The 23,655-nt window shown below is 67.0% G+C and carries 27 protein-coding genes and 1 tRNA gene; 12 read left to right on the top strand and 16 right to left on the bottom strand.

The annotated features are described in order from the left end of the window. Positions 1-82: 82 nt before the first annotated feature. The 3 genes from AC3A6P_RS00880 to AC3A6P_RS00870 form a co-directional block, all read right to left on the bottom strand. A complete protein-coding gene (locus AC3A6P_RS00880; protein ID WP_487687179.1) occupies positions 83-403 on the bottom strand; it encodes a hypothetical protein in 321 nt (106 codons plus the stop codon). Positions 404-590: 187 nt separating this feature from the next. After that, positions 591-1,652, bottom strand: coding sequence for an esterase-like activity of phytase family protein (locus tag AC3A6P_RS00875; RefSeq protein WP_487687177.1), 1,062 nt, complete (start codon positions 1,650-1,652; stop codon positions 591-593). A 30-nt stretch (positions 1,653-1,682) separates the two neighbouring features. Then, entirely contained in the window at positions 1,683-2,396 is a 714-nt protein-coding gene (locus AC3A6P_RS00870) for a VIT1/CCC1 transporter family protein (protein WP_487687176.1), read from the bottom strand. A gap of 102 nt (positions 2,397-2,498) precedes the next feature. Here AC3A6P_RS00870 and AC3A6P_RS00865 point away from each other — a divergent pair, with 102 nt between their 5' ends. The 4 genes from AC3A6P_RS00865 (at position 2,499) to AC3A6P_RS00850 (ending at position 6,045) form a co-directional block, all read left to right on the top strand. Further along, the gene (locus AC3A6P_RS00865) at positions 2,499-4,433 is read left to right on the top strand and encodes an acyl-CoA dehydrogenase family protein (protein WP_487687173.1); all 1,935 of its coding nucleotides are present in this window, start codon (positions 2,499-2,501) and stop codon (positions 4,431-4,433) included. 96 nt (positions 4,434-4,529) lie between these two features. After that, positions 4,530-5,207: a hypothetical protein gene (locus AC3A6P_RS00860; RefSeq protein ID WP_487688099.1), complete on the top strand. Its 678-nt coding sequence runs from the start codon at positions 4,530-4,532 to the stop codon at positions 5,205-5,207. Further along, positions 5,204-5,776, top strand: a complete 573-nt coding sequence (locus AC3A6P_RS00855) for a cytochrome c oxidase subunit 3 (RefSeq protein ID WP_487687170.1) — start codon at positions 5,204-5,206, stop codon at positions 5,774-5,776. Before AC3A6P_RS00860 ends, AC3A6P_RS00855 begins: the two co-directional genes overlap by 4 nt. Continuing rightward, on the top strand, positions 5,776-6,045 hold the full coding sequence (locus tag AC3A6P_RS00850) for a cytochrome C oxidase subunit IV family protein (RefSeq protein WP_487687168.1): 270 nt from the start codon (positions 5,776-5,778) through the stop codon (positions 6,043-6,045). The genes AC3A6P_RS00855 and AC3A6P_RS00850 overlap by 1 nt, the downstream gene beginning before the upstream one ends. Positions 6,046-6,174: 129 nt before the next feature. Here the strand turns inward: AC3A6P_RS00850 and AC3A6P_RS00845 are convergent, their stop codons facing one another. Beyond that, on the bottom strand, positions 6,175-6,393 hold the full coding sequence (locus tag AC3A6P_RS00845; protein ID WP_487687165.1) for an LppP/LprE family lipoprotein: 219 nt from the start codon (positions 6,391-6,393) through the stop codon (positions 6,175-6,177). 319 nt (positions 6,394-6,712) lie between these two features. On the opposite strand from AC3A6P_RS00845, the gene AC3A6P_RS00840 reads away from it, so the two are divergent. Next, a tRNA-Asn gene (locus tag AC3A6P_RS00840) sits at positions 6,713-6,785 on the top strand. Between the two features lie 11 nt (positions 6,786-6,796). Here AC3A6P_RS00840 and AC3A6P_RS00835 read toward each other — a convergent pair. Then, entirely contained in the window at positions 6,797-7,123 is a 327-nt protein-coding gene (locus AC3A6P_RS00835) for a hypothetical protein (protein ID WP_487687163.1), read from the bottom strand. 217 nt (positions 7,124-7,340) lie between these two features. On the opposite strand from AC3A6P_RS00835, the gene AC3A6P_RS00830 reads away from it, so the two are divergent. Beyond that, positions 7,341-7,580 (top strand): hypothetical protein, encoded by a 240-nt coding sequence (locus AC3A6P_RS00830; RefSeq protein ID WP_487688096.1) that lies wholly within the window; start codon positions 7,341-7,343, stop codon positions 7,578-7,580. On the opposite strand, the gene AC3A6P_RS00825 is transcribed toward AC3A6P_RS00830, so the two are convergent. The 3 genes from AC3A6P_RS00825 to AC3A6P_RS00815 all read right to left on the bottom strand — a co-directional run bounded on the left by AC3A6P_RS00825 (position 7,581) and on the right by AC3A6P_RS00815 (position 11,148). Beyond that, the gene (locus AC3A6P_RS00825; protein WP_487687160.1) at positions 7,581-7,910 is read right to left on the bottom strand and encodes a DUF7155 family protein; all 330 of its coding nucleotides are present in this window, start codon (positions 7,908-7,910) and stop codon (positions 7,581-7,583) included. Positions 7,911-7,976: 66 nt separating this feature from the next. Continuing rightward, positions 7,977-9,869, bottom strand: a complete 1,893-nt coding sequence (dnaG, locus tag AC3A6P_RS00820; protein ID WP_487687157.1) for a DNA primase — start codon at positions 9,867-9,869, stop codon at positions 7,977-7,979. A gap of 4 nt (positions 9,870-9,873) precedes the next feature. After that, positions 9,874-11,148 (bottom strand): deoxyguanosinetriphosphate triphosphohydrolase, encoded by a 1,275-nt coding sequence (locus AC3A6P_RS00815; RefSeq protein ID WP_487687155.1) that lies wholly within the window; start codon positions 11,146-11,148, stop codon positions 9,874-9,876. A gap of 70 nt (positions 11,149-11,218) precedes the next feature. Between AC3A6P_RS00815 and AC3A6P_RS00810 the strand changes: the two genes are divergently transcribed. Beyond that, positions 11,219-13,246, top strand: coding sequence for a TPM domain-containing protein (locus AC3A6P_RS00810; RefSeq protein WP_487687153.1), 2,028 nt, complete (start codon positions 11,219-11,221; stop codon positions 13,244-13,246). 32 nt (positions 13,247-13,278) lie between these two features. On the opposite strand, the gene AC3A6P_RS00805 is transcribed toward AC3A6P_RS00810, so the two are convergent. Continuing rightward, complete coding sequence (locus AC3A6P_RS00805) at positions 13,279-14,661, bottom strand: glycine--tRNA ligase (protein ID WP_487687150.1); 1,383 nt, start codon at positions 14,659-14,661, stop codon at positions 13,279-13,281. Positions 14,662-14,835: 174 nt separating this feature from the next. Here AC3A6P_RS00805 and AC3A6P_RS00800 point away from each other — a divergent pair, with 174 nt between their 5' ends. Beyond that, on the top strand, positions 14,836-15,189 hold the full coding sequence (locus tag AC3A6P_RS00800) for an ArsR/SmtB family transcription factor (RefSeq protein WP_487688094.1): 354 nt from the start codon (positions 14,836-14,838) through the stop codon (positions 15,187-15,189). Further along, entirely contained in the window at positions 15,186-15,587 is a 402-nt protein-coding gene (locus tag AC3A6P_RS00795; protein ID WP_487687148.1) for a Fur family transcriptional regulator, read from the top strand. The genes AC3A6P_RS00800 and AC3A6P_RS00795 overlap by 4 nt, the downstream gene beginning before the upstream one ends. Here the strand turns inward: AC3A6P_RS00795 and AC3A6P_RS00790 are convergent. Genes AC3A6P_RS00790 through recO form a run of 3 tightly spaced genes read right to left on the bottom strand, consistent with a single transcriptional unit; the run spans position 15,580 to position 17,706 of the window. After that, on the bottom strand, positions 15,580-16,032 hold the full coding sequence (locus AC3A6P_RS00790; protein ID WP_487687146.1) for a hypothetical protein: 453 nt from the start codon (positions 16,030-16,032) through the stop codon (positions 15,580-15,582). The two genes, AC3A6P_RS00795 and AC3A6P_RS00790, sit on opposite strands and share 8 nt — an antisense overlap. Beyond that, positions 16,032-16,916, bottom strand: a complete 885-nt coding sequence (locus AC3A6P_RS00785; RefSeq protein WP_487687143.1) for a decaprenyl diphosphate synthase — start codon at positions 16,914-16,916, stop codon at positions 16,032-16,034. Before AC3A6P_RS00785 ends, AC3A6P_RS00790 begins: the two co-directional genes overlap by 1 nt. Further along, the gene (gene recO, locus AC3A6P_RS00780) at positions 16,861-17,706 is read right to left on the bottom strand and encodes a DNA repair protein RecO (RefSeq protein WP_487687141.1); all 846 of its coding nucleotides are present in this window, start codon (positions 17,704-17,706) and stop codon (positions 16,861-16,863) included. Before recO ends, AC3A6P_RS00785 begins: the two co-directional genes overlap by 56 nt. 61 nt (positions 17,707-17,767) lie before the next feature. Between recO and AC3A6P_RS00775 the strand changes: the two genes are divergently transcribed. The 3 genes from AC3A6P_RS00775 to AC3A6P_RS00765 all read left to right on the top strand — a co-directional run bounded on the left by AC3A6P_RS00775 (position 17,768) and on the right by AC3A6P_RS00765 (position 20,550). Next, complete coding sequence (locus tag AC3A6P_RS00775) at positions 17,768-19,225, top strand: amidase (RefSeq protein WP_487687139.1); 1,458 nt, start codon at positions 17,768-17,770, stop codon at positions 19,223-19,225. A 21-nt stretch (positions 19,226-19,246) separates the two neighbouring features. Further along, positions 19,247-19,792 (top strand): CAP domain-containing protein, encoded by a 546-nt coding sequence (locus AC3A6P_RS00770; RefSeq protein ID WP_487687136.1) that lies wholly within the window; start codon positions 19,247-19,249, stop codon positions 19,790-19,792. A gap of 125 nt (positions 19,793-19,917) precedes the next feature. Next, the gene (locus AC3A6P_RS00765; protein ID WP_487687133.1) at positions 19,918-20,550 is read left to right on the top strand and encodes an MmpS family transport accessory protein; all 633 of its coding nucleotides are present in this window, start codon (positions 19,918-19,920) and stop codon (positions 20,548-20,550) included. Here the strand turns inward: AC3A6P_RS00765 and era are convergent. The 4 genes from era to ybeY are packed head-to-tail and all read right to left on the bottom strand — an operon-like array spanning position 20,547 to position 23,618. Continuing rightward, entirely contained in the window at positions 20,547-21,449 is a 903-nt protein-coding gene (era, locus tag AC3A6P_RS00760; RefSeq protein ID WP_487687131.1) for a GTPase Era, read from the bottom strand. The genes AC3A6P_RS00765 and era overlap by 4 nt on opposite strands. A 21-nt stretch (positions 21,450-21,470) precedes the next feature. Then, positions 21,471-21,788 carry a cytidine deaminase gene (locus AC3A6P_RS00755; RefSeq protein ID WP_487687129.1) on the bottom strand — a complete coding sequence of 106 codons (318 nt, stop codon included), beginning with the start codon at positions 21,786-21,788 and terminating at the stop codon, positions 21,471-21,473. Continuing rightward, a complete protein-coding gene (locus AC3A6P_RS00750; protein WP_487687126.1) occupies positions 21,781-23,085 on the bottom strand; it encodes a hemolysin family protein in 1,305 nt (434 codons plus the stop codon). The genes AC3A6P_RS00755 and AC3A6P_RS00750 overlap by 8 nt, the downstream gene beginning before the upstream one ends. Beyond that, positions 23,082-23,618, bottom strand: a complete 537-nt coding sequence (ybeY, locus tag AC3A6P_RS00745; RefSeq protein ID WP_487687123.1) for an rRNA maturation RNase YbeY — start codon at positions 23,616-23,618, stop codon at positions 23,082-23,084. The genes AC3A6P_RS00750 and ybeY overlap by 4 nt, the downstream gene beginning before the upstream one ends. Between the last annotated feature and the right edge of the window lie 37 nt (positions 23,619-23,655).

Genomic DNA, 23,655 nt, shown 5'->3' with positions numbered 1-23,655 from the left:
TTCTGCGGGTATCGGCCAGTCTGAGTTCAGCCTCGAATGCCAAGAGCCGCACCCGAACGGGGTGCGGCTCTTGGCATTGGACCTAGCGCACGGTGACGTACACCGACTGCACCTTCTCCGACCCGAAGTTGTGGTCGTGGTCGGTGTAGTTGTCACGCAGCCGCAGGCCCGATGTCGGGTGGACGAAGCTGGGCCCCTCACCGACGGAGACGACGTTGGCCTCGTTGAGCGGGGCGTTGCCCAAGCGGTTGACGATCACCTTGTACCCCTGCGCCTCCAGCGAGGAGATGGTGTCTTGGGCATTGCCCGCACCGGTGGGGGCGGCGACCGCGGGAGCGGCCAGGCCCAGGAACCCGGCGGTCAGAGCGGTGGCGGCGATGGTCGCGAATCCGAACTTCTTCATGGTCTTCTCTCTCTGTGAAAGATGTGCGAATCGTGGCTCGCAGAGAGGTCTGTGGGTCGCGGTTCGTGGTGCTCTGACAGGTAGAACCCGCAGCTCAGCGCTTTGATTTCCGTTGGCAGCAATTGTGCGGCCGGTGGCAGCAACTACCCGCCGGCCCCGCCTTGCGGCGACACATCGAGAAGACAGATCAGAGCGCGAACAACAGGAACTGCGTCACCTGGGTGTCGCTGAAGTTGTCATCGCTGACCAACACCAGCGACCGGCGCCCGCTCGGAAGTAGCGGCCCGAGCGTGAGTCCCTCCACGTTGTCTGGATCGAGGCCGTCGATGGTGGCCAGGTCCGCCAGCAACGTCTTGGTCATGGGCCGCACCGGCGCACCCAGCAGGCTGGGCCGATGCAGTACATCCTCGGCCTCACCGATGGCCGCGTGATAGATCCGCACCTCACTGTGGGTACCGAAGCCCCGTTCGAGCACCAGGAAGGTGCCGTCGTCGAGCGCCAGCAGATCCGACAGTCCGTTGTCGCCACCCGGGCCCGCACTCACCGCGTCGAGCGGGTACGCGAATTGCCCTGTTGCCGCGTTTGTTTGAGCGTCGAAGCGCGTGACCCGGGTCAACGCGCCTGCGCTCTCGTCAGGCAGGGCGCCGTCGGCGAAGACGGGACCCTCCATCGCCGCGAAGACCGAGCCCCCGTCCGGTGTCAGCGTCAGCCCTTCGAGGGCGCGGTTCTCGCGGGGCCCCTGTTCATCAGGTGACACCCGCATCCCCGGCAGCAGCTCGAACTCGCCCAGCGGGTTGCCGCCGAACCCCGAGATCCGCACTCGCGGACTCAGCAGCAGCCCACCATCGACATCGCGGGCCCCCTCACTCGACCAATACAGCCGGTGGCGGGCCGGGTCCACGGCGATGCCCTCCGGGTCCGGGGGCGCGTCAGCAGCCAGCCCCTGAAAAGCCGTGGTCCCCACGATCTGCGGGTGGGCGATACCACTGTCGGACAGGGCAATTCGCGCGGTGTAGAACCGGGCCGGATTGTGCTCGGACTTGTCGTCGCTGACGATGTAGTACAGCTGATCGTCGGGGTTGTAGCTGATTCCGGACAACCCGCCCACCAGTGTGCCGTCGTACACGGTCGCTGCCGGCAGCTCCACCTTGCCCAGATAGGTCAGCGCCGGACCTTCGGCACGAGCGACGGCTATGGGTGACGCGACCAGTAGGGCGGCAGCGGCGAGCGGCAGGATGCGGTTGTGCACTCCGGTGAAGCTAGGCCAGCCCGGTGAACATCAGGCAACAGCGACGCCAATGAGGTGCCCGACCACATAGGTGGCCGCGATGGCAAGGCCGCCGAAGCACAACTGCCGCAGGCTCGACCAGTACCACGGCCGGCGCGTGAACCGGGCTGCCAGCCCGCCGACCACCAACAGGCCGACGCCGCCACACGCCAATCCCCACCACAGCGACTGGAAGCCGAGCAGAAACGGGATGAGCGGGATGAGCGCGCCGAGGGCGAACATGACGAACGACGAGCCGGCCGCCACCCAGGGCGACGGCTTCTCGGACGGATCGACTCCGAGTTCTTGCACCAGGTGGAAGTTCACCGCCCGCGTCTCGTCGCGGTGCAGTTCCTCGGTGGCCTGCGTGGCGGTGGGTTCGGTCATGCCCATCTGCATCAGCATGTGCACCAGTTCGGCTTTCTCGCCGCGCGGGTTGGCCCGGAACGCACGCTTTTCGACCTTGACCTCGGAATCGATCTGCTCGTTGGCCGTCGTCACCGAGGTGTACTCCCCCAGCGCCATCGAGAAGGATCCCGCCAACAACCCCGCCACACCCGACAACACCACCGCGTCGGCGCTGGCGCCGGCAGCCACCCCGGCGATCAGCGCCGTGTTGGACACCAGGCCGTCCATCGCCCCGAAGGTGGCGGCCCGCAACCAGCCGCCGCTGACATCGGAATGCCGGTGGTCGTACTCGTGAGGCAGGCGGATCCGTTCGGACATGCCGTCATCTAACGCCATCGGCTCGTGGCTGGATCCATTCAGGCTGCCCTGGGTTTACCACATCACAGTTTGCGCAGGCCGACGGCGGGTTACCGTTCAGTAATGACGACGATTGCCGAGCATCTCCGGAACGCCCTCGACGGCCGCTGGCGCGACGTGAAGAACGACATGCGCACCGAACTGTCGGGTGAAGTCTTCAAACCGCACTACACCCCGAACACGGTGATCGCGCGGACCAAGGTGGCCGAGCAGATGCGGATCATGGCGGCCCACGGCGCAGCCGAGGACGGCTTCAAGAAGGAGCACGGCGGCAACGGTGACGTCGGCGCCGCCGTCACCCGCATCGAGATGCTCGCGATGAGTGACTTGTCGCTGATGGTCAAAGCCGGGGTGCAGTGGGGGCTGTTCGGCGGGGCCATCGAGAATCTGGGCACCGAACGCCACCACGAGGCGTATGTCAAGAAGCTCATCGATCTCGAGTTGCTCGGGTGCTTCGCCATGACCGAGACCGGTCACGGCAGCGACGTGCAGTCCATCGAGACCACTGCCAGCTACGACCCGGGGACCGAGGAGTTCATCATCAACTCCCCCACCCCGTCTTCGCGCAAGGACTACATCGGCGGCGCCGCCGAGACCGCGCGGGTGGCAGCCGTTTTCGCACAGCTGATCACCGGCGGCACCAACCATGGCGTGCACTGTTTCGTGGTGCCGCTGCGCGACGACGACGGCAACGACCTGCCGGGCATCACCACCTCGGACTGCCACTACAAGGGCGGGCTGCCCGGCGTCGACAACGGCCGCATCATGTTCGACCATGTGCGGATTCCCCGGGAGAACCTGCTGAACAAGTACGCCGACGTCGCCGCGGACGGCACGTACACGTCCTCGATCAAGAACCCGAACCGACGGTTCTTCACGATGCTGGGCACGTTGATCCGTGGCCGGGTGACAGTGGGCGGCAGTGCCGGCGCCGCCGCCCGCGTGGCTCTGGACATCGCTACCCGATATGCCCTGCAGCGCAAGCAATTCCAGGCACCCGACGGAGACGAGGTGCTAATCATGGACTACCTGGTGCACCAGCGCCGGTTGTTCCCGTTGATCGCGAAGTCCTACGCGCTGCAATTCGCCCAGAACGAGCTCGTGGCCAAGTGCCACGAACTGCAGACCGCCGACAATCCCGACGCCGAGGAACAGCGCGAACTGGAGTCGCGCGCGGCCGGTCTCAAAGCCGCCAACACCTGGCACGCCACCAAGGCGATCCAAGAAGCCCGCGAAGCCTGCGGCGGCGCAGGGTATCTCGCCGACAACCGCCTGATCGCACTCAAAGCCGACACCGACGTGTTCACCACATTCGAGGGTGACAACCACGTGCTGACCCAGCTGGTGGCCAAGGAGCTGCTGACCGCCTACGCCGACGACATCAAGGGCATGAGCCCGGTGGAATGGGTGCGCTTTGCGGCCAACTTCGCCGGTGAGCGGGTCCTCAAACGCACCGCCGCCGAGACGATCATGCAGACCATCCTCGATACCCGGCAGGACAACGAGGAAGAAGGCAGCCTCTTCAACCGCGGTACCCAGGTCAAGATGTTCGAGGACCGCGAGGAGTACATGATCGCTTCGGTGGCGCGCCGGCTGCAGGGCAAGTCCAAGGAGATGTCGGCTTTCGATGCGTTCAACTCGGTGCAGGACCATGTGCTGCATGCCGCCACCGCTCACATCGACCGGATCATCCTGGAGGCCTTCGTCGCCGGTATCGAGGCGTGCGAGGACGAAAAGGCCCGCGAGGTCCTCGGCCTGGTGTGTGATCTGTACGCCCTGAGCGTCATCGAAGACGACAAGGCGTGGTTCGTCGAGCACCGCTTCCTGTCCATCGAGCGCGCCAAAGCCGTCACCCGCGGCATCAACGACCGCTGCCGCAAGCTGCGTCCGTTTGCCGAGCTGCTGGTGGACGGTTTCGGCATCCCCGCACAGTTGCGCTACGCCGAGATGTTGGGCTCCGACGTGCACCCGTCGGAACCCGGTGTCATCCCCGCCTGAGTTTTGACAAAATTGCCATAAGCGAAGACCCGGCGCAGTAGCGTCGGCGCCGTGGAGCTGAGGTTGCAGCGCGTCGGCGCGTGGTGCGGGACCGTCATGCTGGTGCTCTACGGCACCTGTTTCTCCGGGCTGGCCGGGATGTTCCCACCGCTGTCGCCCACCGCCTCGGCCGACGAGATCGCCGGCTTCTACGTCGACAACAAGATCCTGGTGCGGCTCGGGGTCGCCGGCTGCATTCTGACCGCGGTGATCGCGCTGCCCTTCCTCGCGACGATCGTGCTGCGCATCCGCCGCGCCGAAGGCCAGTGGGGCATGCTGTCGCTGACCCAGCTGTTCGCGGCCACCATTTTCGTTCCGGCGCTACTGTTTCCGTTCCTCATCATGGCCGCCGCCGCGTTCCGGCCCGAGACCCGCCCCGCCGAGATCACCCTCGCGCTCAACGACGTGTTCTGGTTGATGTTCATCGGCATCGTCGGCACCATCGTGGTGCAGAACCTCACGTTGGCCGCGGCCTCGTTCTGCGACACCGGGGACCCACCGACGTTCCCGCGCTGGTACGGCTACTTCAATCTGTGGGTGGCGATGCTGTCACTTCCCGGGTGCGTGGTGGTGGTATTCAACGACGGACCCCTGGCCTGGCACGGCGTATTCGCCTTCTACCTCCCCGGTCTGGCGTTGACGCTGTGGATGTTCACCACCACTTATGTGCTGCTACACGGAATCACCGCCCAGCAGCGCTCCGAACAGGAATCGGCACTGGCCGCCGTCTCGTGACCGTCGCTGCGCCGCGCCGCCGCATACCGGGCGAGCAGGGCACGTGGGTCTTCCTGTTCGGGGACATGCTGGTGTTCGCGGTGTTCTTCGGCACCTTTCTGGTCGAAAGAGCCTCGGCCCCTGAACTTTTCGACCAAGGGCGGCGGACCCTGCAGCTGGGCGTGGGGCTGATCAACACGTTGGTGCTGCTGACCAGTTCGCTGTGCGTGGTGGTGTACCTCGGCGCATTACGGTCCGGCTCAGGCGGTCTTGCAACCCGAGCGGTGAGCGCCGCGATCGGTTCCGGTGTGCTGTTCGTGGCGCTGAAGGTGTACGAATACGTGTCGCTGGGCGCGGCGGGCCACGGCCCGGGTGCCAGCGATTTCTACCTGTACTACTTTATCTTGACCGGGCTGCACCTGTTGCACGTCTGCGTCGGCATCGGGGTCTTGGTGGCGCTGTTGGGCCAGGCGCGCGTGTCGGAGGTGAGCAGCACCCGGATGGCGCTGATCGAAGGCGGGGCCTGCTTCTGGCATCTGGTGGACCTCTTGTGGATCGTGCTGTTCCCGCTGCTGTACCTGGTGAGCTGATGAAGGTCCTCGGATTGGTGGCCAACCGCGCGGGGCTGAGCTGGCTGCTGCTGATCGCAGCGACGCTGGCGTCCTGGCTGGTGGGCGCCGACCACGGCACCGGGTCGAGGATCGCGGTGGTGGTGCTGGCCATCGCGGCCGCGAAGATCCGGCTGGTGGGCCTGGACTTCATGGAACTGCGCCGTGCACCAGTGCCCCTGCGCATGGCGTTCGAGCTGTACTGCGTGGCGCTGTGGGCCGTGCTGTCGGGACTGTATCTGTGGACCTAGGCGGGTTGTTAGGTCCCGGACCAAGCGGGGTATCTCGTGTGCATGACAACTCCAGACGAAAATGTAACGGCTGACGAAAAGGACGAAATCGTGTCCGCCCCCGCCACCCCCGGCGCCGACGGACTGCCGCTACCCGACGACGCAACGCCGGATCCCACCGACGATTAGGGGTTCGGGCTCGGGTCCACTGCCGGCCAGCCACTGGTATTGCACCGTCACGGTGTGCGATCCCGACGGCACGGCGGTGACGTAGGGCGTGGGGTCCGGCGTCGGCGTGCCCAGCGGCGTGTTGTGGTCGAGGAACAACACCTTCCCGGGCGTCGCCGCGGTGGCGCCCTTCTGGGCCACCCGAACACTGCAGACGACAGTCAGCGGCGTGACCGCGGCCCGATTCCACCCACTGCGCCGCCGGTAGGCCGGCGACCGCTCGCTGGACCGCCTCCGCGCCGGGGCCGTCGGCGGCGCCGCATGCTGCCGCTGTGGCGGCACGTGGCGCCTCGGGCGGACTGAACCCGCACCCCGCCAGAGGCCACGGATCGCCGACGGCTGCGAGCCTGTGCAGCCGCGTCACACCGGGGTGAACCGCGCGAACGTCCAGAGGAAAAACCACCGCGACCTGGCGATTATCGGTCGACAGGCTTCGTACGCTAGAGTCTGTCTTCGCCAATCCCCTGTAGCTCAATTGGCAGAGCTCCCGACTGTTAATCGGGCGGTTGATGGTTCGAGTCCATCCGGGGGAGCTTTTCTTTGCCTAGCCGAACAAACCCCCGCACCCTCCGGGCGGCGCCAGCGGCGGCGTCATCGACCCGTTCGGAACGATGCAGCGCATCGGCTGCCAGAACATGCCGATGGCGTACGCGTTGAGGCGGGTGCCGTCCGGGAAACTCTTACCTTCGCAGTAGCCGCCATACCCCGACGCCGAGATGGCCCCCGGCGGATTGCCCGGGCACCACAGCGGCGGCTGCGGCACCAGCGGGTCCGGTTCGGCTGCCGCCGGCGCTCCCGACAGCCCCCACAGCATCACCGCCGCCACAGCGGCGCCACCGAACTTGGCGCTCTTGAACGATGTTCCCCACATGCGCCCGAGCATAGGGCGCGGTGCCACCGCCCGGTGGCAGAACCAGCAAATTCTCCTACGTCTCGCTCACCGACGTGAAGTGCGGCCATCGAGCAATGCGTCAGATGAGCAACCAGTGACGGATGCGGCCGCCAGTCCCGGCCTACCGCTGCCGGATGCCCCGCCCGCCGATGAGGCAGGATGGTCAACAACATTCGAGAACTCGGGAGGCAGCGCAGTGATCCGCATGATCGCCGTACTGGGAGTCGGCTATGTGCTGGGCGCCAAGGCCGGCCGTCGCCGCTACGAACAGATCGCCGGAACCTACCGGGCGGTGACCGGGCACCCCGCGGCCAAGGCGGCATTGGACGCCGGACGGCGCAAGATCGCCGAGCAGGTCTCCCCTGACCCGGCGTTGGTGAAACTCACCGAGATCGATGACAAGACCTCGGTGATCGAACCCGAACGGAAGCTCTGATCAGCCCAGCGGGATGTTGACCGAGGTGCCCGGCAACAGCGGCGAGGTGTAGAAGCCACCGTTACCGATGCCGACACCCGGGGTTCCCACACCGATACCGCCCATGGCCGGTCCGGGGCTGGTGGGGCTCAAGCCTGCGCCGTTGAGGGTGGGCGACTGGCTGCCGAGCGAATTGCCGATGCACTGGCCGTCACCCTTGGAGCCGAGCCACGCCAGGCATTTGGCCTCGGTGCTCGTGGGCTCCGGGGTGCTCAACGCCGCGTAGAGGGGTGCTGCGACCGCGGCCGCAGCAAATGCGCCGACAACCACCATGCGTCGCGTGGATCCCATCAATGTGCCTTTCGCTCGACGATCAGCTTCCCCGGCCTCCTGCGAAGCCTAACCCGAGAACACCACTCACGCAGTCAGGTCTTCCCCACTTGCCTGCTGCAAGAGGCTGCGCCGGTAGGCCTCCATGGCCACCAAGTCGCCGAACAGGGCGTGGTATTCATCGCCCTGGTCCACCGGCGACATGCGTTGCAGTTTGGACTTCACCTCGGCGATCTGCCTGCCGATCCACACTTCCTGCAGGCGGGCGAGAACGCTGGAGATGTAGCGCGGCAGTTTCTCCTCGTCGGTGACCTGCACCGCTTCCACACTCAGCTCGTTGATCAACGCGGCGACCGCCGGCGAGGCGGACTGCTGGCGCACCTGGTCGATCCATTGCGCGCCACCGGCACTGGTCGCGGTCCCGCCCGCAGCCTCGATGGAGGTGCGCACCGCCGCGTAGCCGGGATGGGTGAAGCTCTCGACGGTCAGCGAGTCGAACACCGGCCCGGCCAGCGCCGGATACTGCAACGCCGATTTGAGGGCTTCGCGCTGCGGCCACAACGTCGGGTCGCGAGGGTCCGGCCGGCTGGCCACCGGAGCTTTGCGCACCGGCGCGGCCCGCCTGGTATCGGCCCGGGCCCGCGGATCCTTCGCCTGCTCGCGCACCCGCCGGATCACCTGGGGCACGTCGTCCCAGCCGACCCAGCCGGCCAGCTGCCTGGCGTACTCGTCGCGCAACGTGGGGTCCTTGATCTTGGCCACCATCGGAACACAACGGCGCAACGCCGCCACCCGGCCCTCGGCGGTGTCGAGATCGGATTCGGCCAGCGCGGTGCGAATGGCGAACTCGAACAACGGAGTTCGTCGCGCCACCAGGTCCCGCAACGCGGTGTCGCCCTGCTTGAGCCGCAGATCGCACGGATCCATCCCGTCGGCGGCGACAGCCACGAAGGACTGCCCGGCCAGATTCTGCTCGCCCTCAAAGGCTTTCAGCGCCGCGGCCCGACCCGCGGCATCGCCGTCGAAAACGTAGATGAGTTCGCCGCGAAAGAACTTGTCGTCCATCATGAGTCGACGCAGCATGGAAAGGTGCTCGTCGCCGAACGCGGTGCCGCACGAGGCCACCGCAGTCGTCACGCCGGCCAGGTGCATGGCCATGACATCGGTGTAACCCTCCACCACGACGGCCTGATGGCCACGGGCGATATCGCGTTTGGCCTGGTCGATGCCGAACAGCACGTTCGACTTCTTGTACAGGGTGGTCTCGGGGGTGTTGACGTACTTGGCCTGGTTCTGGTCGTCGTCGAACAACCGGCGCGCACCGAAGCCGATGACCTCGCCTGACGAGCCGCGGATCGGCCACAACAGCCGGCGGTGGAACCGGTCCATGGGGCCGCGCTTTCCCTCGCGCGACAAGCCCGCGGCCTCGAGCTCCTTATACTCGAACCCTTTGCGCAACAGGTGCTTTGTCAGGGTGTCCCAGCCGGACGGCGCGTACCCGCAGCCGAAGAGCCGCGCGGCGGCGGCATCAAAATTGCGTTCGGTCAGATACTGCCGGGCCGTCGCGGCCTCGGGGGTCTCCAACTGCTCGGCGTAGAACTCGGCGGCCGCGGCGTTGGCGGCGATCAACCGGCTGCGGCTGCCCCTGTCGCGCTGGACGTTGGTGGTCGAGGCCCCGGTGTAGGTGACGGTGTAGTTGATGCGGTCGGCCAGCAGCTCGACGGCCTCGACGAAGCTGATGTGCTCGATCTTCTGCAGGAAGGCGTAGACGTCGCCGCCCTCGCCACAGCCGAAGCAGTGAAAATGGCCGTGGTTGGGGCGCACGTGGAACGACGGCGATTTCTCGTCGTGGAACGGGCACAGCCCTTTCAGCGAGTCCGCTCCGGCGCGGCGCAGCTGCACGTAATCACCGACGAGGTCCTCGATGCGGGTTTGTTCACGAATGGCCGCGATATCGCGATCAGAAATCCGCCCGGCCATCGGTTCAGTCTAGAGGTCGAGGCGAACGCGCTTCATGCACGCGTTCCAGCCGGGACTCGGTATAGGAGGCGATCTGGTCGATCACCACCCGCAGCCGGGCTCCGTCGTCCTCGGCGGCAACGAACTCGGGAGCGAACTGGGGGTCCAGGCTGCCCGGCGCCTGCGCCCACAGCAGCAGCGCCACCTCGTGAATCCGGGTGCGCTGGTCGGCCTGGATGCCCAGGTGCACGTGGTCGGACATGATGAACTGCAGCGCGAGGATCTTCAGCACCGCCACTTCGGCCCGCACCGGGGCCGGCACCGCCAGGTCGGCGTTGAAACGGAGCACCGGGCCCCCACCGGCAACAGCGCGGGTCTCGGTGATCGCCGCGTTGGCGAACCGGCCGACGAGTTCGCTGGTCAGGCGTTTGAGCGCCACCGACGCCGCCAGGGTGCCGTCGTACTTTCCGACCGCGGCCACCACCGGGAGTTGGGACAGGCGCTGCGCGGCCTCAAACAGATCGTCGTGCACGACTCCTGGAAACGCCTGCGCACCGAGGCGGGCCAGGGAGGCGGCGGCATCGGGGTCGGCGAGCACCCGCAGATCGATGCGTCCGGAGATCACACCGTCTTCGACATCGTGCACGGAATAGGCGACGTCATCGGCCCAGTCCATCACCTGGGCTTCCAGGCACGGACGGTCCACCGGCGCTCCGGTGCGGACCCAATCGGCGCCGGCGCCGTCGTCGTCATAGAAACCGAACTTCTTGCGCTCGGCCGAGCGCCGCCACGGGTACTTGGTCACCGCGTCCAGCGCCGCCCTGGTCAGATTCAATCCAGCCGAACGGCCCTGGCCGTCAAGGACTTTGGGTTCCAGACGGGTCAAGATCCGGAAGTTCTGCGCGTTGCCCTCGAAACCCCCGAAGATCTTGGCGATGTCGTCGAGGGCCCGCTCACCGTTGTGCCCGTACGGCGGATGGCCGATGTCGTGCGCCAGGCCGGCGAGGTCCACCAGGTCCGGGTCGCAGCCCAGCCCGATCGCCATACCGCGGCCGATCTGGGCGACCTCCAGCGAGTGCGTCAGCCGGGTACGCGGGGTTTCACTCTCCCGCGGACCCACCACCTGGGTCTTGTCGGCGAGCCGACGGAACGCGACACAGTGCAGCACCCGGGCGCGGTCGCGCGCGAAGTCACTGCGGTGCTCGGTGTTGGTTCCCGGCACCGCTGCGCTCTTCGGTGCTTCTGGCACCTGACGTTCACGGTCGAACGCGCTGTAATGGTCTTTCACTGTCGTACTCACCGGGGCACAGTCTGCCAGGAGGGCGCCGAGGTCACGGACAGCCACTCACAGCGGCACTAGATTGACGGGCATGCGCATCCCCCGCCTGCTCAGCCTGCTCCTGGTGGCCTTGACCGCCGGACTGCTCGCCGCCCCCGTGGTTGCCGCCGAACCGCCGTTCCGGCTGCCCACCCAGGTGACCGACAACGCCGGGGCGCTGTCGGGTTCGGACCGCGATGAGGTGCAGTCGGCACTCGACCGGCTCTACGACGAGAAAAGAGTGCAGCTGTTCGTCGTGTTCGTCGAGTCGTTCGACGGTCAGAACGGCGTCGACTGGGCACAGAACACCATGCGGCTCAGCGGCTTCGGTGACGACGACGCACTGCTGGCGGTGGCGATCGAAGACCGGGAATTCGCGTTCCAGGTGCCGTCGACCGCGCCGGCCGGCGTGGCCGGGCGCTCCGACGACGTGCGCCGCAACGTCATCGAACCCGCGCTGCGTGACGACGACTGGGCACAAGCCGCGATCGGCGCGGCCGACGGGCTCAACGCCGACCCGCCCGCGTCGAACTCCGGGGTGTCCTGGGTGGGTTTCGTGACGGTGTTCGGTGTGATCGTGCTGCTGGCGCTGGCCCTCTGGGTGTGGGGACGACGCCGCAGGTCCAAGCGCCGAGCGGCCGAGTTCGAGGCGGCCCAGCGGGTGGATGCCACCGACCCCAACGCCCTGGCGTCGGTGCCCATCGAAGCGCTCGACGAGCTGTCCAAGGCGATCGTGGTCGACGTGGACAACGCCGTGCGGACCAGCGAAGGCGAGCTTGCCTTGGCCGTCGAGGAATTCGGCACGGCTGAGACCGAACCGTTCCGCAAAGCCCTGGAGAACGCGAAAACCACCTTGGCGCAGGCCTTCAACGTCCGCCAGACCCTCGATGACGCGATCCCCGAATCACCACTGCAGCGCCGCGATCTGCTGACCCGGGTGGTGGTGGCCGCGGCCCGGGCCGACCGTCAGCTGGAGACCCAGAGCGACGCCTTCGAACAACTGCGCAACCTCCTGATCAACGCACCGTCGCGCCTCGACGCCCTGACTCAGCAGATGGTGGCGCTGACCGCGCGGCTGGAACCGGCAGGCGTCACGCTGACGCGGTTGAACGGGCAGTTTTCGACGACGGCGCTGGCCGCGGTGGCGGGCAACATCCAAGAGGCCCGGCAGCGGTTGGGCTTCGCCGATCAGCACATCACCAGCGCTCGCGCCTTGGTCGCGCGACCGGCGGGCGATCAGATCGGGTTGATCGACGACATCCATGCCGCCGAGTCGGCACTCGGGCAGGCGCAAACGCTGCTCGATGCCATCGACAGCGCGGGCACCGACATCAATCGGGCGATCAACGGATTGCCCGCCGCGATCGCCGACATCCAGTCGGGTATCGACCAGGCCGCGGCGCAATTGCGCCAGGACGGCACGCCGCGCGCCGACGAGTTGGCCGCGGCGCGCGACGCCGCCGTCGCCGCGGTGGCCGAGGCCCACACCTCGGGCTCGAGCGACCCGTTGGGCTCTTTCACCGCCTTGACCAAGGCTGATGCCGACCTCGATGCTCTGCTGGCCGCCGTGGCCGAACAGCGTCAGGAAGCCGAGAAGCAGGCCCGGATCCTGGAGCAGTCGCTGTTCACCGCGCGGTCGCGGGTCAAAGCGGTCTCGGATTTCATCGACACCCGCCGTGGCAGCATCGGCCCGGAGGCCCGCACCCGGCTCTCGGAAGCCAGTCGACAACTCGAGGCCGCCGAGGCCAAGCAGAAGAACGCGCCCGCGGAGGCCATCGCACACGCCAACGGCGCGGCAGCCCTTGCCGCACAAGCGCAATCGCTGGCCAACAACGATGTGCAGAGCGCCCAGGTGCACTACAGCGGTCAGTACGGCAACAACAGCGGCGATCTGGGTGCGGTGATCGGCGGAATCCTCATCGGCAGCGTGCTCAACGGCGGCTTCTCCGGCGGTTCCCGACGCGGGGGCAGCTGGGGTGGCGGGTTCAGCGGCGGCCGCAGCATCGGCCGGCCGTCGTCGTTCGGCGGCTCGTCACGATCGTCGAGTCGCAGCTACTCCGGTGGCGGCGGGCGGTTCTGATTTCTTCGCCGAGCGGGTGACTGGGCAGAAGGTCAGCAGCCTTTGAGTCGCACCGCCAGGTAGTCGCTCACCTTGTCGATCGCCACCCGCTCCTGGGTCATGGCATCACGTTCCCGGATGGTGACGGCCTGGTCCTCGAGCGAATCGAAGTCCAGCGTCACGCAGAACGGGGTGCCGATCTCGTCCTGGCGGCGGTAGCGGCGACCGATCGCCCCGGCGTCGTCGAACTCGATGTTCCAGGACTTGCGCAGCTCGGCCGCCAGATCGCGGGCCTTGGGTGACAGGTCGGCATGCCGCGACAGTGGCAGCACCGCGGCCTTGACCGGAGCCAGCCGCGGGTCGAGCTTCAGCACGGTGCGTTTGTCGACGCCGCCCTTGGCATTGGGCGCCTCGTCCTCGTGGTAGGAGTCCACCAGGAACGCCATCAGCGACCGGGTGAGACCTGCCGCGGGTTCGATGACATAAGGCACGTAGCGGGTGTCGTTGGCCTGGTCGTAGAACGACAGGTCGACGCCGGAATGCTTTGAGTGCGTGGACAAGTCGAAGTTGGTGCGGTTGGCGATGCCTTCGAGTTCACCCCACGGGTTGCCGGCGAAACCGAACTTGTACTCGATGTCGACGGTGCCGTCGGAGTAGTGCGAGAGCTTTTCCTTGGGATGGTCGTACAGGCGCAGATTGTCGCGGTTGATGCCCAGGTCGACGTACCACTGCAGGCGGGTGTCGATCCAGTACTTGTGCCATTCGGCCGCGGTGGACGGCTCGACGAAGAACTCCATCTCCATCTGCTCGAACTCGCGGGTGCGGAAGATGAAGTTGCCCGGGGTGATCTCGTTGCGGAAGCTCTTGCCGATCTGGCCGATACCGAACGGCGGCTTCTTGCGCGACGTGGTGACCACGTTGGCGAAGTTGACGAAGATGCCCTGGGCGGTCTCCGGGCGCAGATAGTGCAGGCCTTCCTCGGACTCGATGGGGCCGAGGTAGGTCTTGAGCATCATGTTGAAGTCACGCGGCTCGGTCCACCGGCCCTTGGTGCCGCAGTCGGGGCAGACGATCTCGCTCATGGGGACGTCGTCGGGCTCCCCACCCTTTTTGAGGGCGTAGGCCTCCTGAAGGTGGTCCTGCCGGTGCCGCTTGTGGCAGTTCTGGCACTCCACCAGCGGATCGTTGAAGACGTCGACGTGACCGGAGGCCACCCAGACCTGGCGCGGCAGGATGATCGCGCTGTCCAGGCCCACGACGTCGTCGCGGCTTGTGACCACGGAGCGCCACCACTGCTTCTTGATGTTCTCCTTGAGCTCGACGCCCAGCGGACCGTAATCCCAGGCCGACTTCGTGCCGCCGTAGATCTCGCCGGACTGGTAGACCAGACCGCGACGCTTGGCCAGGTTGGCGATGGTGTCGATGACGGACGCCACGATGCTCGAGTACTCCTGTGTTGGTGGGACGCAACCCGACCAGAGTAGTTCAGGCGCTCACCGTGTCTGCGACCCGCTGAACACGGCCAACCTTTGACATGCACGATCACGCATGTAAGAGTGGTAGTGGAAACGATTTCCATTATGGGAGGTGCCGCGGAAGTGTCCACCGGGATGTACGACCAAACCCTTGGCGAGTTCGAACACCAACACGGCACCGCCACTCATCCGACCTTGCCGCCGCGCGAGATCCTCGACGGCGCCGGCGAGATTCTGAGGGCCCTGGCCGCGCCGGTCCGGATCGCAATCGTGTTGCAGCTCAATGAGTCCGCGCGTTGCGTGCACGAACTCGTCGACGCCCTCGGCGTGCCCCAACCTCTGGTCAGCCAGCACCTGCGGATCCTGAAGGCCGCCGGCGTCGTCGCCGGAGAACGCGCCGGCCGTGAGGTGATGTACCGCCTCGTCGACCACCACCTCGCCCATATCGTGCTGGACGCGGTGGCCCACGCCGGAGAGGCTCACCAATGACCAACACCGAAGTCCGCACCCGGGCCACCAAACAACGCGCGGCCATCACCGAACTGCTGGACAGCCTCGAGGAGTTCAAATCCGCGCAGGAACTCCACGACGAACTGCGCCGCCGCGGCGAGAACATCGGGTTGACCACGGTGTATCGCACGCTGCAAGCCATGTCGACGGCCAATCAGGTGGACACGCTGCGCACGGACAACGGCGAGGCCGTGTACCGCCGCTGCTCGACCCACCACCATCACCACCTGGTGTGCCGCGACTGCGGGGCCACCGTCGAGGTCGAGGGACCCGAGGTCGAATCGTGGGCCGCGGCGGTGGCCGCCGACCACGGCTTCACCGACGTCAGCCACACCGTCGAGATCTTCGGCACCTGCACCGCATGCGGGTCTAGCTGAGCGCCTCACGCACGTCGGCCCCGGCGGCCAGCACCATCAGGATCAAGGTCCGCAACGCCTCATCGGACAGACCGGCACCCGGAAAGTTGTAGCGCAGCAACACATCTGCGGATTTTTTCGCCGTCGACCTCCGGGTCGACGACTTCGCCGTCGAACCATTGGCCGCGACGTCCGGCCCTTGTTCAACCTTCTCGACCAGCGCCACCGTGCCCAACAGCGTCTTGCTGGCCTGCTGGGCCACCTTCTCGCGAACCTTGGCGTTCAGCGGCAGATCCCAGGCCAGCGGCTGCGTCAGCGACACCATCTCCAGGCCTTCGGCGATCGTCACCACCCGCAGCGAGGCCACCAGCCCCGGTTGGCTGACGGTCAATGCGCCGTCGGATTCCTCGACGACGGTCAGCACCTCGGCCAGGGCGCTCGACAAACGCTGCACGAGGTCGGGCATCAGGCCCTGCCGAAGCGCCGGTTGCGCGACACGAACTCCTCGCAGGCCGCCCACAGATCGCGACGGTCGTAATCCGGCCACAACTTGTCCTGGAACACGAACTCGGCGTACGCGGCCTGCCAGAGCAGGAAGTTCGACGCGCGCTGCTCCCCCGACGTCCGGATGAACAGGTCGACATCGGGGATGTCGGCGCGGTGCAGATGTTTGGCGAACGCGGCTTCGCTGATGCGTGACGGGTTGATCCGGCCGTCAACGGCCTCCTGCGCGAGCTGGCGGGTGGCTTCCACGATCTCGGTGCGACCGCCGTAGTTCACGCAGTAGTTCACGGTGATGACGTCGTTGCCGACCGTCATCTGCTCGGCGATGTCGAACTCCTTGATGACGCTGCTCCACATCCGCGGCCGCGAGCCGACCCAGCGCATGTTCACCCCCATGGCGTCGAGGTTCTCCCGGCGACGGCGCACCACCTCGCGGTTGAACCCCATCAGGAAGCGCACCTCCTCGGTGCTGCGCTTCCAGTTCTCGGTGGAAAACGCATACACCGTCAGGTGTTTGATCCCGATCTCGATGGCCCCGCAGGTGATGTCGATCAGCACCGCCTCGCCCATCTTGTGCCCCTCGGTGCGGCCCAGCCCGCGCTGGGTGGCCCAACGCCCGTTGCCGTCCATCACGACGGCGACGTGGTTGGGCACCTGGCCCGCGGGGATCTGGGGAGCCGAGGCTTTCGAGGTGTGCTGAGGCGGCCGGGAGAACCGGCCGTTGGTCTTGGGCGGCAGTTGCGGGAAGACGACCGGCCACGTCGAAGTGTCCGGGAACACCGGATAGTCGTCAGGCGCTGGAGGCAGCTGGGGGTAGCTGATCTTCCCTTCCCGTTTCAAAGCCATGAGGGATATCCTGCCCGACCAGCATGACCCGGCTATCAGCGACTGTGCGATCAGGCCGGTAGGCCCGCTCCACCAGGGGCAGAGTCCGTAGCTGACGCTCCAGGTGCCACTGCAGATGCGCAGCCACCAAGCCGCTGGCCTGACTGCGGTACGACGACGGTGACGCTTCGGCGTGTTCCCAATCGCCGTCGTGCAGCGCCGACATCAGATCGATGACACCCTGCGGCGGTGTGCTGGCCCCGGCCGGGCGGCAGTGCAGACACACACTTCCCCCGGCGGCCACATGGAACGCCCGGTGCGGCCCGGGTGTGGCGCAGCGGGCGCATTCGGTGAGCGCGGGTGCCCACCCGGCAATGCCCATGGCCCTCAGCAGATAGGCGTCGAGCACCAGCTCCCGCGACCGGGTGCCGTCGGCCAGCGCCCGCAGCGCACCGACGGTCAGCTTCTGCAGCGGAGGCATCGGGGCGCGCTCTTCACCGGCGAGGCGTTCGGCGGTCTCGAGGATGGCGCAAGCGGTGGTGTAGCGGCCGTAGTCGCCCACGATGTCGGAGGCGAACGCATCCAGGGCCACCACCTGGGTGACGATGTCGAGGTTGCGGCCCGGGTGCAACTGCACGTCGACGTGGGTGAACGGTTCCAGCCGGGCACCGAACTTGCTGCGGGTGCGACGCACCCCCTTGGCGACGGCACGGATCAGCCCGTGATCGCGGGTCAGCAAGGTGACGATGCGGTCGGCTTCGCCGAGCTTGTGCTGGCGCAGCACCACCGCTCGATCCCGATACAACCGCATCGAATCAGTTTCTCATTGCCATGAGACATCAAAGGGGACGCGCGCCGATAGTCTCCTCGTGATGCGTTCGTCGGACCGATTCCCCACCGTCGGTGACCAGCTGTACCAGCTGGCCAGCGGCTCGGTGAACGCTGATGACCTGGTGCGGCGTTCGCTGCACGCGATCACCGCCAGCCAGTCGACCCTCAACGCGTTCCGGACGGTATTGACCACTTCGGCGCTCGCCGAGGCCGCCGCCGCCGACGAACGGCGCCGCGCCGGTGACACCGCACCCCTGCTGGGCATCCCGATCGCCGTCAAGGACGACGTCGACGTCGCCGGGGTACCGACCTTCTTCGGCACCTCCGGGCGGGTGCTGCCGGCCACCGCCGACGCGGAAGTGGTGCGACGGCTGCGCGCAGCCGGTGCGGTGATCGTGGGCAAGACCAACACCTGCGAGTTCGGCCAGTGGCCGTTCACCAGCGGACCCGGGTTCGGGCACACCCGCAACCCGTGGGACCGCAAGCACACCCCCGGCGGCTCCTCGGGGGGCAGCGCCGCGGCGGTGGCGGCCGGTCTGGTGGCAGCGGCCATCGGCTCCGACGGCGCGGGCAGCGTCCGCATCCCGGCGGCCTGGACCAACCTCGTCGGCATCAAACCGCAGCGCGGCCGCATCTCCACCTGGCCGCTGGCCGAAGCCTTCAACGGGATCACCGTCAACGGCGTGCTGGCCCACACCATCGCCGACGCCGCGCTGGTGCTGGACGCGGTGTCGGGCAATGTGCCCGGCGATCTGCACAAACCCGCGCCGGTCTCGTTGTCCGAGGCGGTTGCCCGCGGCCCGGGCCAACTGCGCATCGCGATCTCGACGCGGTTTCCGTTCACCGGCTTCCGCGCCCGTCTGCATCCGGAGATCCACCGCGCCCTGCGGTCCGTCGCCGACCACATGACCGATCTCGGCCACACCGTGCTGGACGGCAGCCCGGACTACGGGTTGCGGCTGTCGTGGAACTTCCTGGCGCGATCCACCTCAGGCCTGCTGGACTGGGCCGACCGGATGGGCGACGGCGTGGAACTCGACCGGCGCACCTCGGCGAACCTGCGGATGGGACGGCTGCTGTCGGAACAGGTGCTGCGCAAGGCGCGCGCCAACGAGACCCGCACGCAGCAACGGGTGGGTGCGATCTTCGAGACCGTCGACGTGGTGGTGGCGCCCACCACCGCGCTGCCGCCGCTGCCGGTGCACCTGTTCGACAAGTTGTCGGGGCTGGCCACCGACAAGGCCATGATCGCCGCCTGCCCGGGATGCTGGCCGTGGAATGTCCTGGGCTGGCCCGCAATCAGCGTTCCCGCGGGGTTCACCTCGACCGGCTTGCCGATCGGCGTACAACTGATGGGCCCCGCCGACAGTGAGCCGTTGCTGGTGTCCCTGGCAGCTCAGCTCGAAGCGGTGACCGGCTGGTCGACACACCACCCCGAGGTGTGGTGGAACACCCCGCACACCAGGGACGCCGGGTATTCCCCTGCCGATGCCGGCTGAGACCCCGTAAGGTCACCTGCCATGACTGCGATGCGTGCTGCCGTCGTCCTGCCTGTCCTCGCGGTTGCCGGCGCCTCGCTGATCAGCTCACCCGCCGCCCAGGCCGACAATCGGCGCCTCAACGACAGCGTGGTGGCCAACGTCTACACCGCCCAGCACCAGGCCGGCTGCAGCACCAACATCAAGATCAACCCCAAGCTGCGCCTGGCTGCCCAATGGCACACCAATGACGTCCTGCACAACCGGGCCCTCAACGGAGACATCGGCTCCGACGGCACCACGGTGGCCGATCGCGCCCGCAACGCCGGCTACAACGGCGAGGTGGCCGAAACAGTGGCGATCAACCCCGCACTGGCGATCAGCGGGGTCGAGATCCTCAACCAGTGGTGGTACCGCCCCGACTACCACGCGATCATGCACGACTGCGCCAACGTGGACATCGGCGTCTGGTCGGAGAACCTGATCGACCGCACGGTTGTGGTCGCCGTCTACGGCAAGGGTGACGGCGGAGCGCCGGTACCGGCCCCCGGCCGCGAGTTCGGCAATGTGCCGGGCTGGACTCCGTAGCCAGGTCACACTCAACGGCGAATCGCGGAAACGGTAGGGAAACACCCGATTCCTCCTCCCCCGCAGGGTCATTAGCGTCCTGCTCACAGTGCGCCGACTCGACGCGCGCGTTCCGGGGAGGCCCCATGACCATCAAGTACGCCGCGCCTGTGTTGACCATGGCCGCGCTCATCGTCGGATCGAGCGTGACGCCGGCAGCGGCCGAACCGCTGCCGTACGGCCCGGACACCTGCATCCAGGGACTCGTGTGGCGCGAGGCGCGCCCCGGTGACACCGTGTGCGTGACACCCGCCGTGCGCGATCAGGTGGCCACGCAGAACGCCAACCCGGGATCCAACAAGGATCCGTTGGCCGGGTCGGGGCCGCTGTCCTGCTCACAGGGGTTCGTCTGGCGCGAGGCCTTCGACGGCGACGCCATCTGTGTGCCAACGGCTTTCCGCCAGCAGATGTGGGACGCCAACGCCGCGGCGCAGTCGAACTTCCAGCGCAATGTACCTGCCGCGCCGCAGGGCAGCACCGTGACATTCCTGGTCACCGGCAGCGGGAAGGCGATGACCGTGGACATCGATCCGTCGCCGGATCGGTTCTACGACGTGCAGTTGCCGTTCTCGCGAACCCAGCCTCTCGACCCGGGTGAGGACATGCTTCAGGTGGTGGCCGTCGGCAACGGCACGGCCGGGTGTGAAATCCGGATCGACGATGTGGTGGTGGCGTCACAACCGCCGGGCGGCAGTGCGCACTGCATCTGGACGCGTTAGAAGCCCAGTCTGCCAAGCTGTTTCGGGTCGCGTTGCCAGTTCTTGGCGACTTTGACCCGCAGGTCGAGGAAGACCTTGGTGCCCAAGAGCTTTTCGATCTGGGTGCGGGCGGCCGTGCCGACTTCCCGGAGCCGGGCACCGCCCTTGCCGATGACGATGCCCTTCTGGCTGTCGCGTTCGACGTAGAGGATGGCATGCACGTCGATCAGGTCGTCGCGGCCTTCCCGCTGTTCGACCTCATCGATGACGACGGCCAGTGAGTGCGGCAGTTCGTCGCGCACGCCTTCCAGGGCGGCTTCGCGGATGAGCTCGGCCATCAGCACTTCCTCGGGCTCGTCGGTGAGTTCGCCGTCGGGGTAGAACGCCGGCCCCGGCTCGAGATGCGAGACGAGTACGTCGGTGAGGACGTCCACCTGGTCACCCTTGGTGGCCGACACGGGCACGATCTCGGCGGCCTTGTCGCCGAACGCTTCCTGCACGGCCAGGAGCTGAGCGGCGACCTTCTCCTTGGGTACCTTGTCGATCTTGGTGACGACGACGATGAGTGTGGTCTTGGGTGCGACAGCGCAGATCTGGTCGAAGATCCAGCGGTCGCCCGGGCCGATGCCTTCGTCGGCCGGGATGCAGAAGCCGATGACGTCGACCTCGGAGTAGGTGTCCTTCACCAGGTCGTTGAGCCGCTGTCCCAGCAGCGTGCGCGGCCGGTGCAACCCAGGAGTGTCGACGAGCACGATCTGGAAGTTCTCCCGGTGCACAATGCCGCGGATGGTGTGCCGGGTGGTCTGAGGCCGGTTGGAGGTGATGGCCACCTTGGCGCCGACGAGCGCATTCGTCAGCGTCGACTTGCCGGTGTTGGGCCGGCCGACGAAACAGACGAAGCCGGAACGGAACTCACTCATCAGGTCCAACCCTTTCGCGGTTCATTGGGGTGTTCCCGCGCGGTCGGTCACGATGATCGAAGCGTCGCCCGACAACTCCCGGACCGCCGCCACTCCTGGGTCCTGCGTGTCGCCGGCCACCAGCACGGCGGCCTCCAAACCCGTGGCACCGCTGGACACCGCCGCGGCCACCGCCGCCTGCAGCGCGCTCAACTCCAGAGCCGCCAGCCGTACCGGGGCCCCGGCATAGGTGCGCCCGTCGAGGTCACGCACCGCCGCCCCAGAACCGGCCTCGGCCCGGCCCATGGCGCCGCGCGCCAGCGTCACCAGTTTGGCGTCCTCGGGGTCCAGCTCAGTCATCGTGGTGCGACTCTTCCTCTTCGGGGTCGGGCTCGGTGGGGCTGACGAGCACCGTACCGACCCGGACCCGGCCGCGATGGTCATGGCCGCCTTCGGCGCGAAGCCGCAGGCCGTGCGACACCACCTCGGCACCCGGCAGCGGCACCCGGCCCAGCTCCAGCGCCAGCAACCCGCCCACGGTGTCGACGTCGAGGTCGTCGTCGAACTCGACATCGTAGAGCTCACCGAGATCCTCGATCGGCAGCCGCGAGGACAGCCGGAAATTCTTCTCGCCGAGGTCCTCGATGGGCGCGACTTCGTCGGTGTCGTACTCGTCGGCGATCTCGCCGACGATCTCCTCGAGCACGTCCTCGATGGTGACCAGACCGGCGATCGCGCCGTATTCGTCGACCAGCAGGGCCATGTGTTTGCGGTCGCGCTGCATCTCCCGCAACAGGGCGTCCAGTGGTTTGGAGTCCGGCACGAACACCGGCGCGCGCATCACGTCGGACACCTTGGTGTCGCGGCCGCCGTTGCTCGAATAGTAGGTGCGCTCAATCAGATCCTTGAGGTAGACGACACCCACCACGTCATCGACGTTCTCGCCGATCACCGGGATGCGGGAATGCCCGCTGCGCACCGCCAACGAGGTCGCTTGGCCGGCGGTCTTGTCCGATTCGATCCAGACCATCTCGGTGCGCGGCACCATGACTTCGCGGGCCGGGGTGTCGCCGAGTTCGAACACCGACTGGATCATCCGCCGCTCGTCGTCGGCCACCACGCCGCTCTGCTGCGCCAGGTCGACGACCTCGCGCAACTCTATTTCCGACGCGAAAGGTCCATTTCGGAAACCGCGTCCCGGTGTCAGCGCATTACCGAGCAGGATCAGCAGCCGGCTGATGGGTGCCAGCAGAATCGAAATCGCTTGCAGCGGAACGGCAGCACCCAAGGCGATCGAGTAGGCGTTCTGCCTGCCCAAGGTGCGGGGACCGACGCCGATCGCGACGAAGCTGACCACCACCATGATGGCGGCCGCGGCCAGAAGACCCCAGTTCAGTCCCCAGAAGTCCTCCAGGAAGGCGACCAGCAGTGCGGTGGCGGTGACTTCGCAGGCGATCCGGAGCAACACCACCAGGTTGATGTACTTGGGGCGTTCGGCGATGACCTTGTTCAGCCGGACCGCGCCGGGACGTTCGTCGCGAACCAGCTCCTCGACCCGGGCCAGGGAGACGGTGCTGATGGCCGCATCGATCGCCGCGAGTAGACCACCGAGCAGGATGAGGGCAATAGCCAGGAGCAGCGGTGCTATACCTGTCACGATTCGTCGTAAGCCCTCGACTTGTCGAGCAGTCTGCGGTCTCGCTCCGCCTGGACGCTGCGCCGGTAGAGCTGCTCCTGATCGGCATACCAATCATCGAGCAGCTGACGCTGCAAGGCGAACATCTCTTTCTCCTCGTCGGGCTCCGCATGGTCGTATCCGAGCAGATGCAACACACCGTGAACGGTGAGCAGCGCCAGTTCGTGTTCGAGCGGATGCCCGGCAGCCTTGGCCTGATCGGCGGCGAACTGCGGGCACAGCACGATGTCGCCGAGCATCGACGGGCCCGGCTCGGCGGCGTCGGGGCGGCCACCGGGTTCGAGCTCATCCATGGGGAAGCTCATGACGTCGGTGGGGCCGGGCAGGTCCATCCACCGCATGTGCAGGTCGGCCATGGCGGCGGTGTCGAGCAGCACCATCGACAGTTCCGCACCCGGACTGACGTTCATCTTGCCGATCGCGAACCGCGCGACGCTGATCAACTCTTCTTCGGAGACGTCCATCCCCGATTCGTTGGAAACCTCGATACTCATGCGCAATCCGCTCCCGCGCTCGTCCCCGGCGCACTCG

It is taken from the genome of Mycobacterium sp. Soil_C_30, from assembly GCF_057656995.1.
The sequence above is the reverse complement of the archived record's forward strand: the minus strand, read 5'-3'. Positions and strand labels throughout refer to the sequence as shown.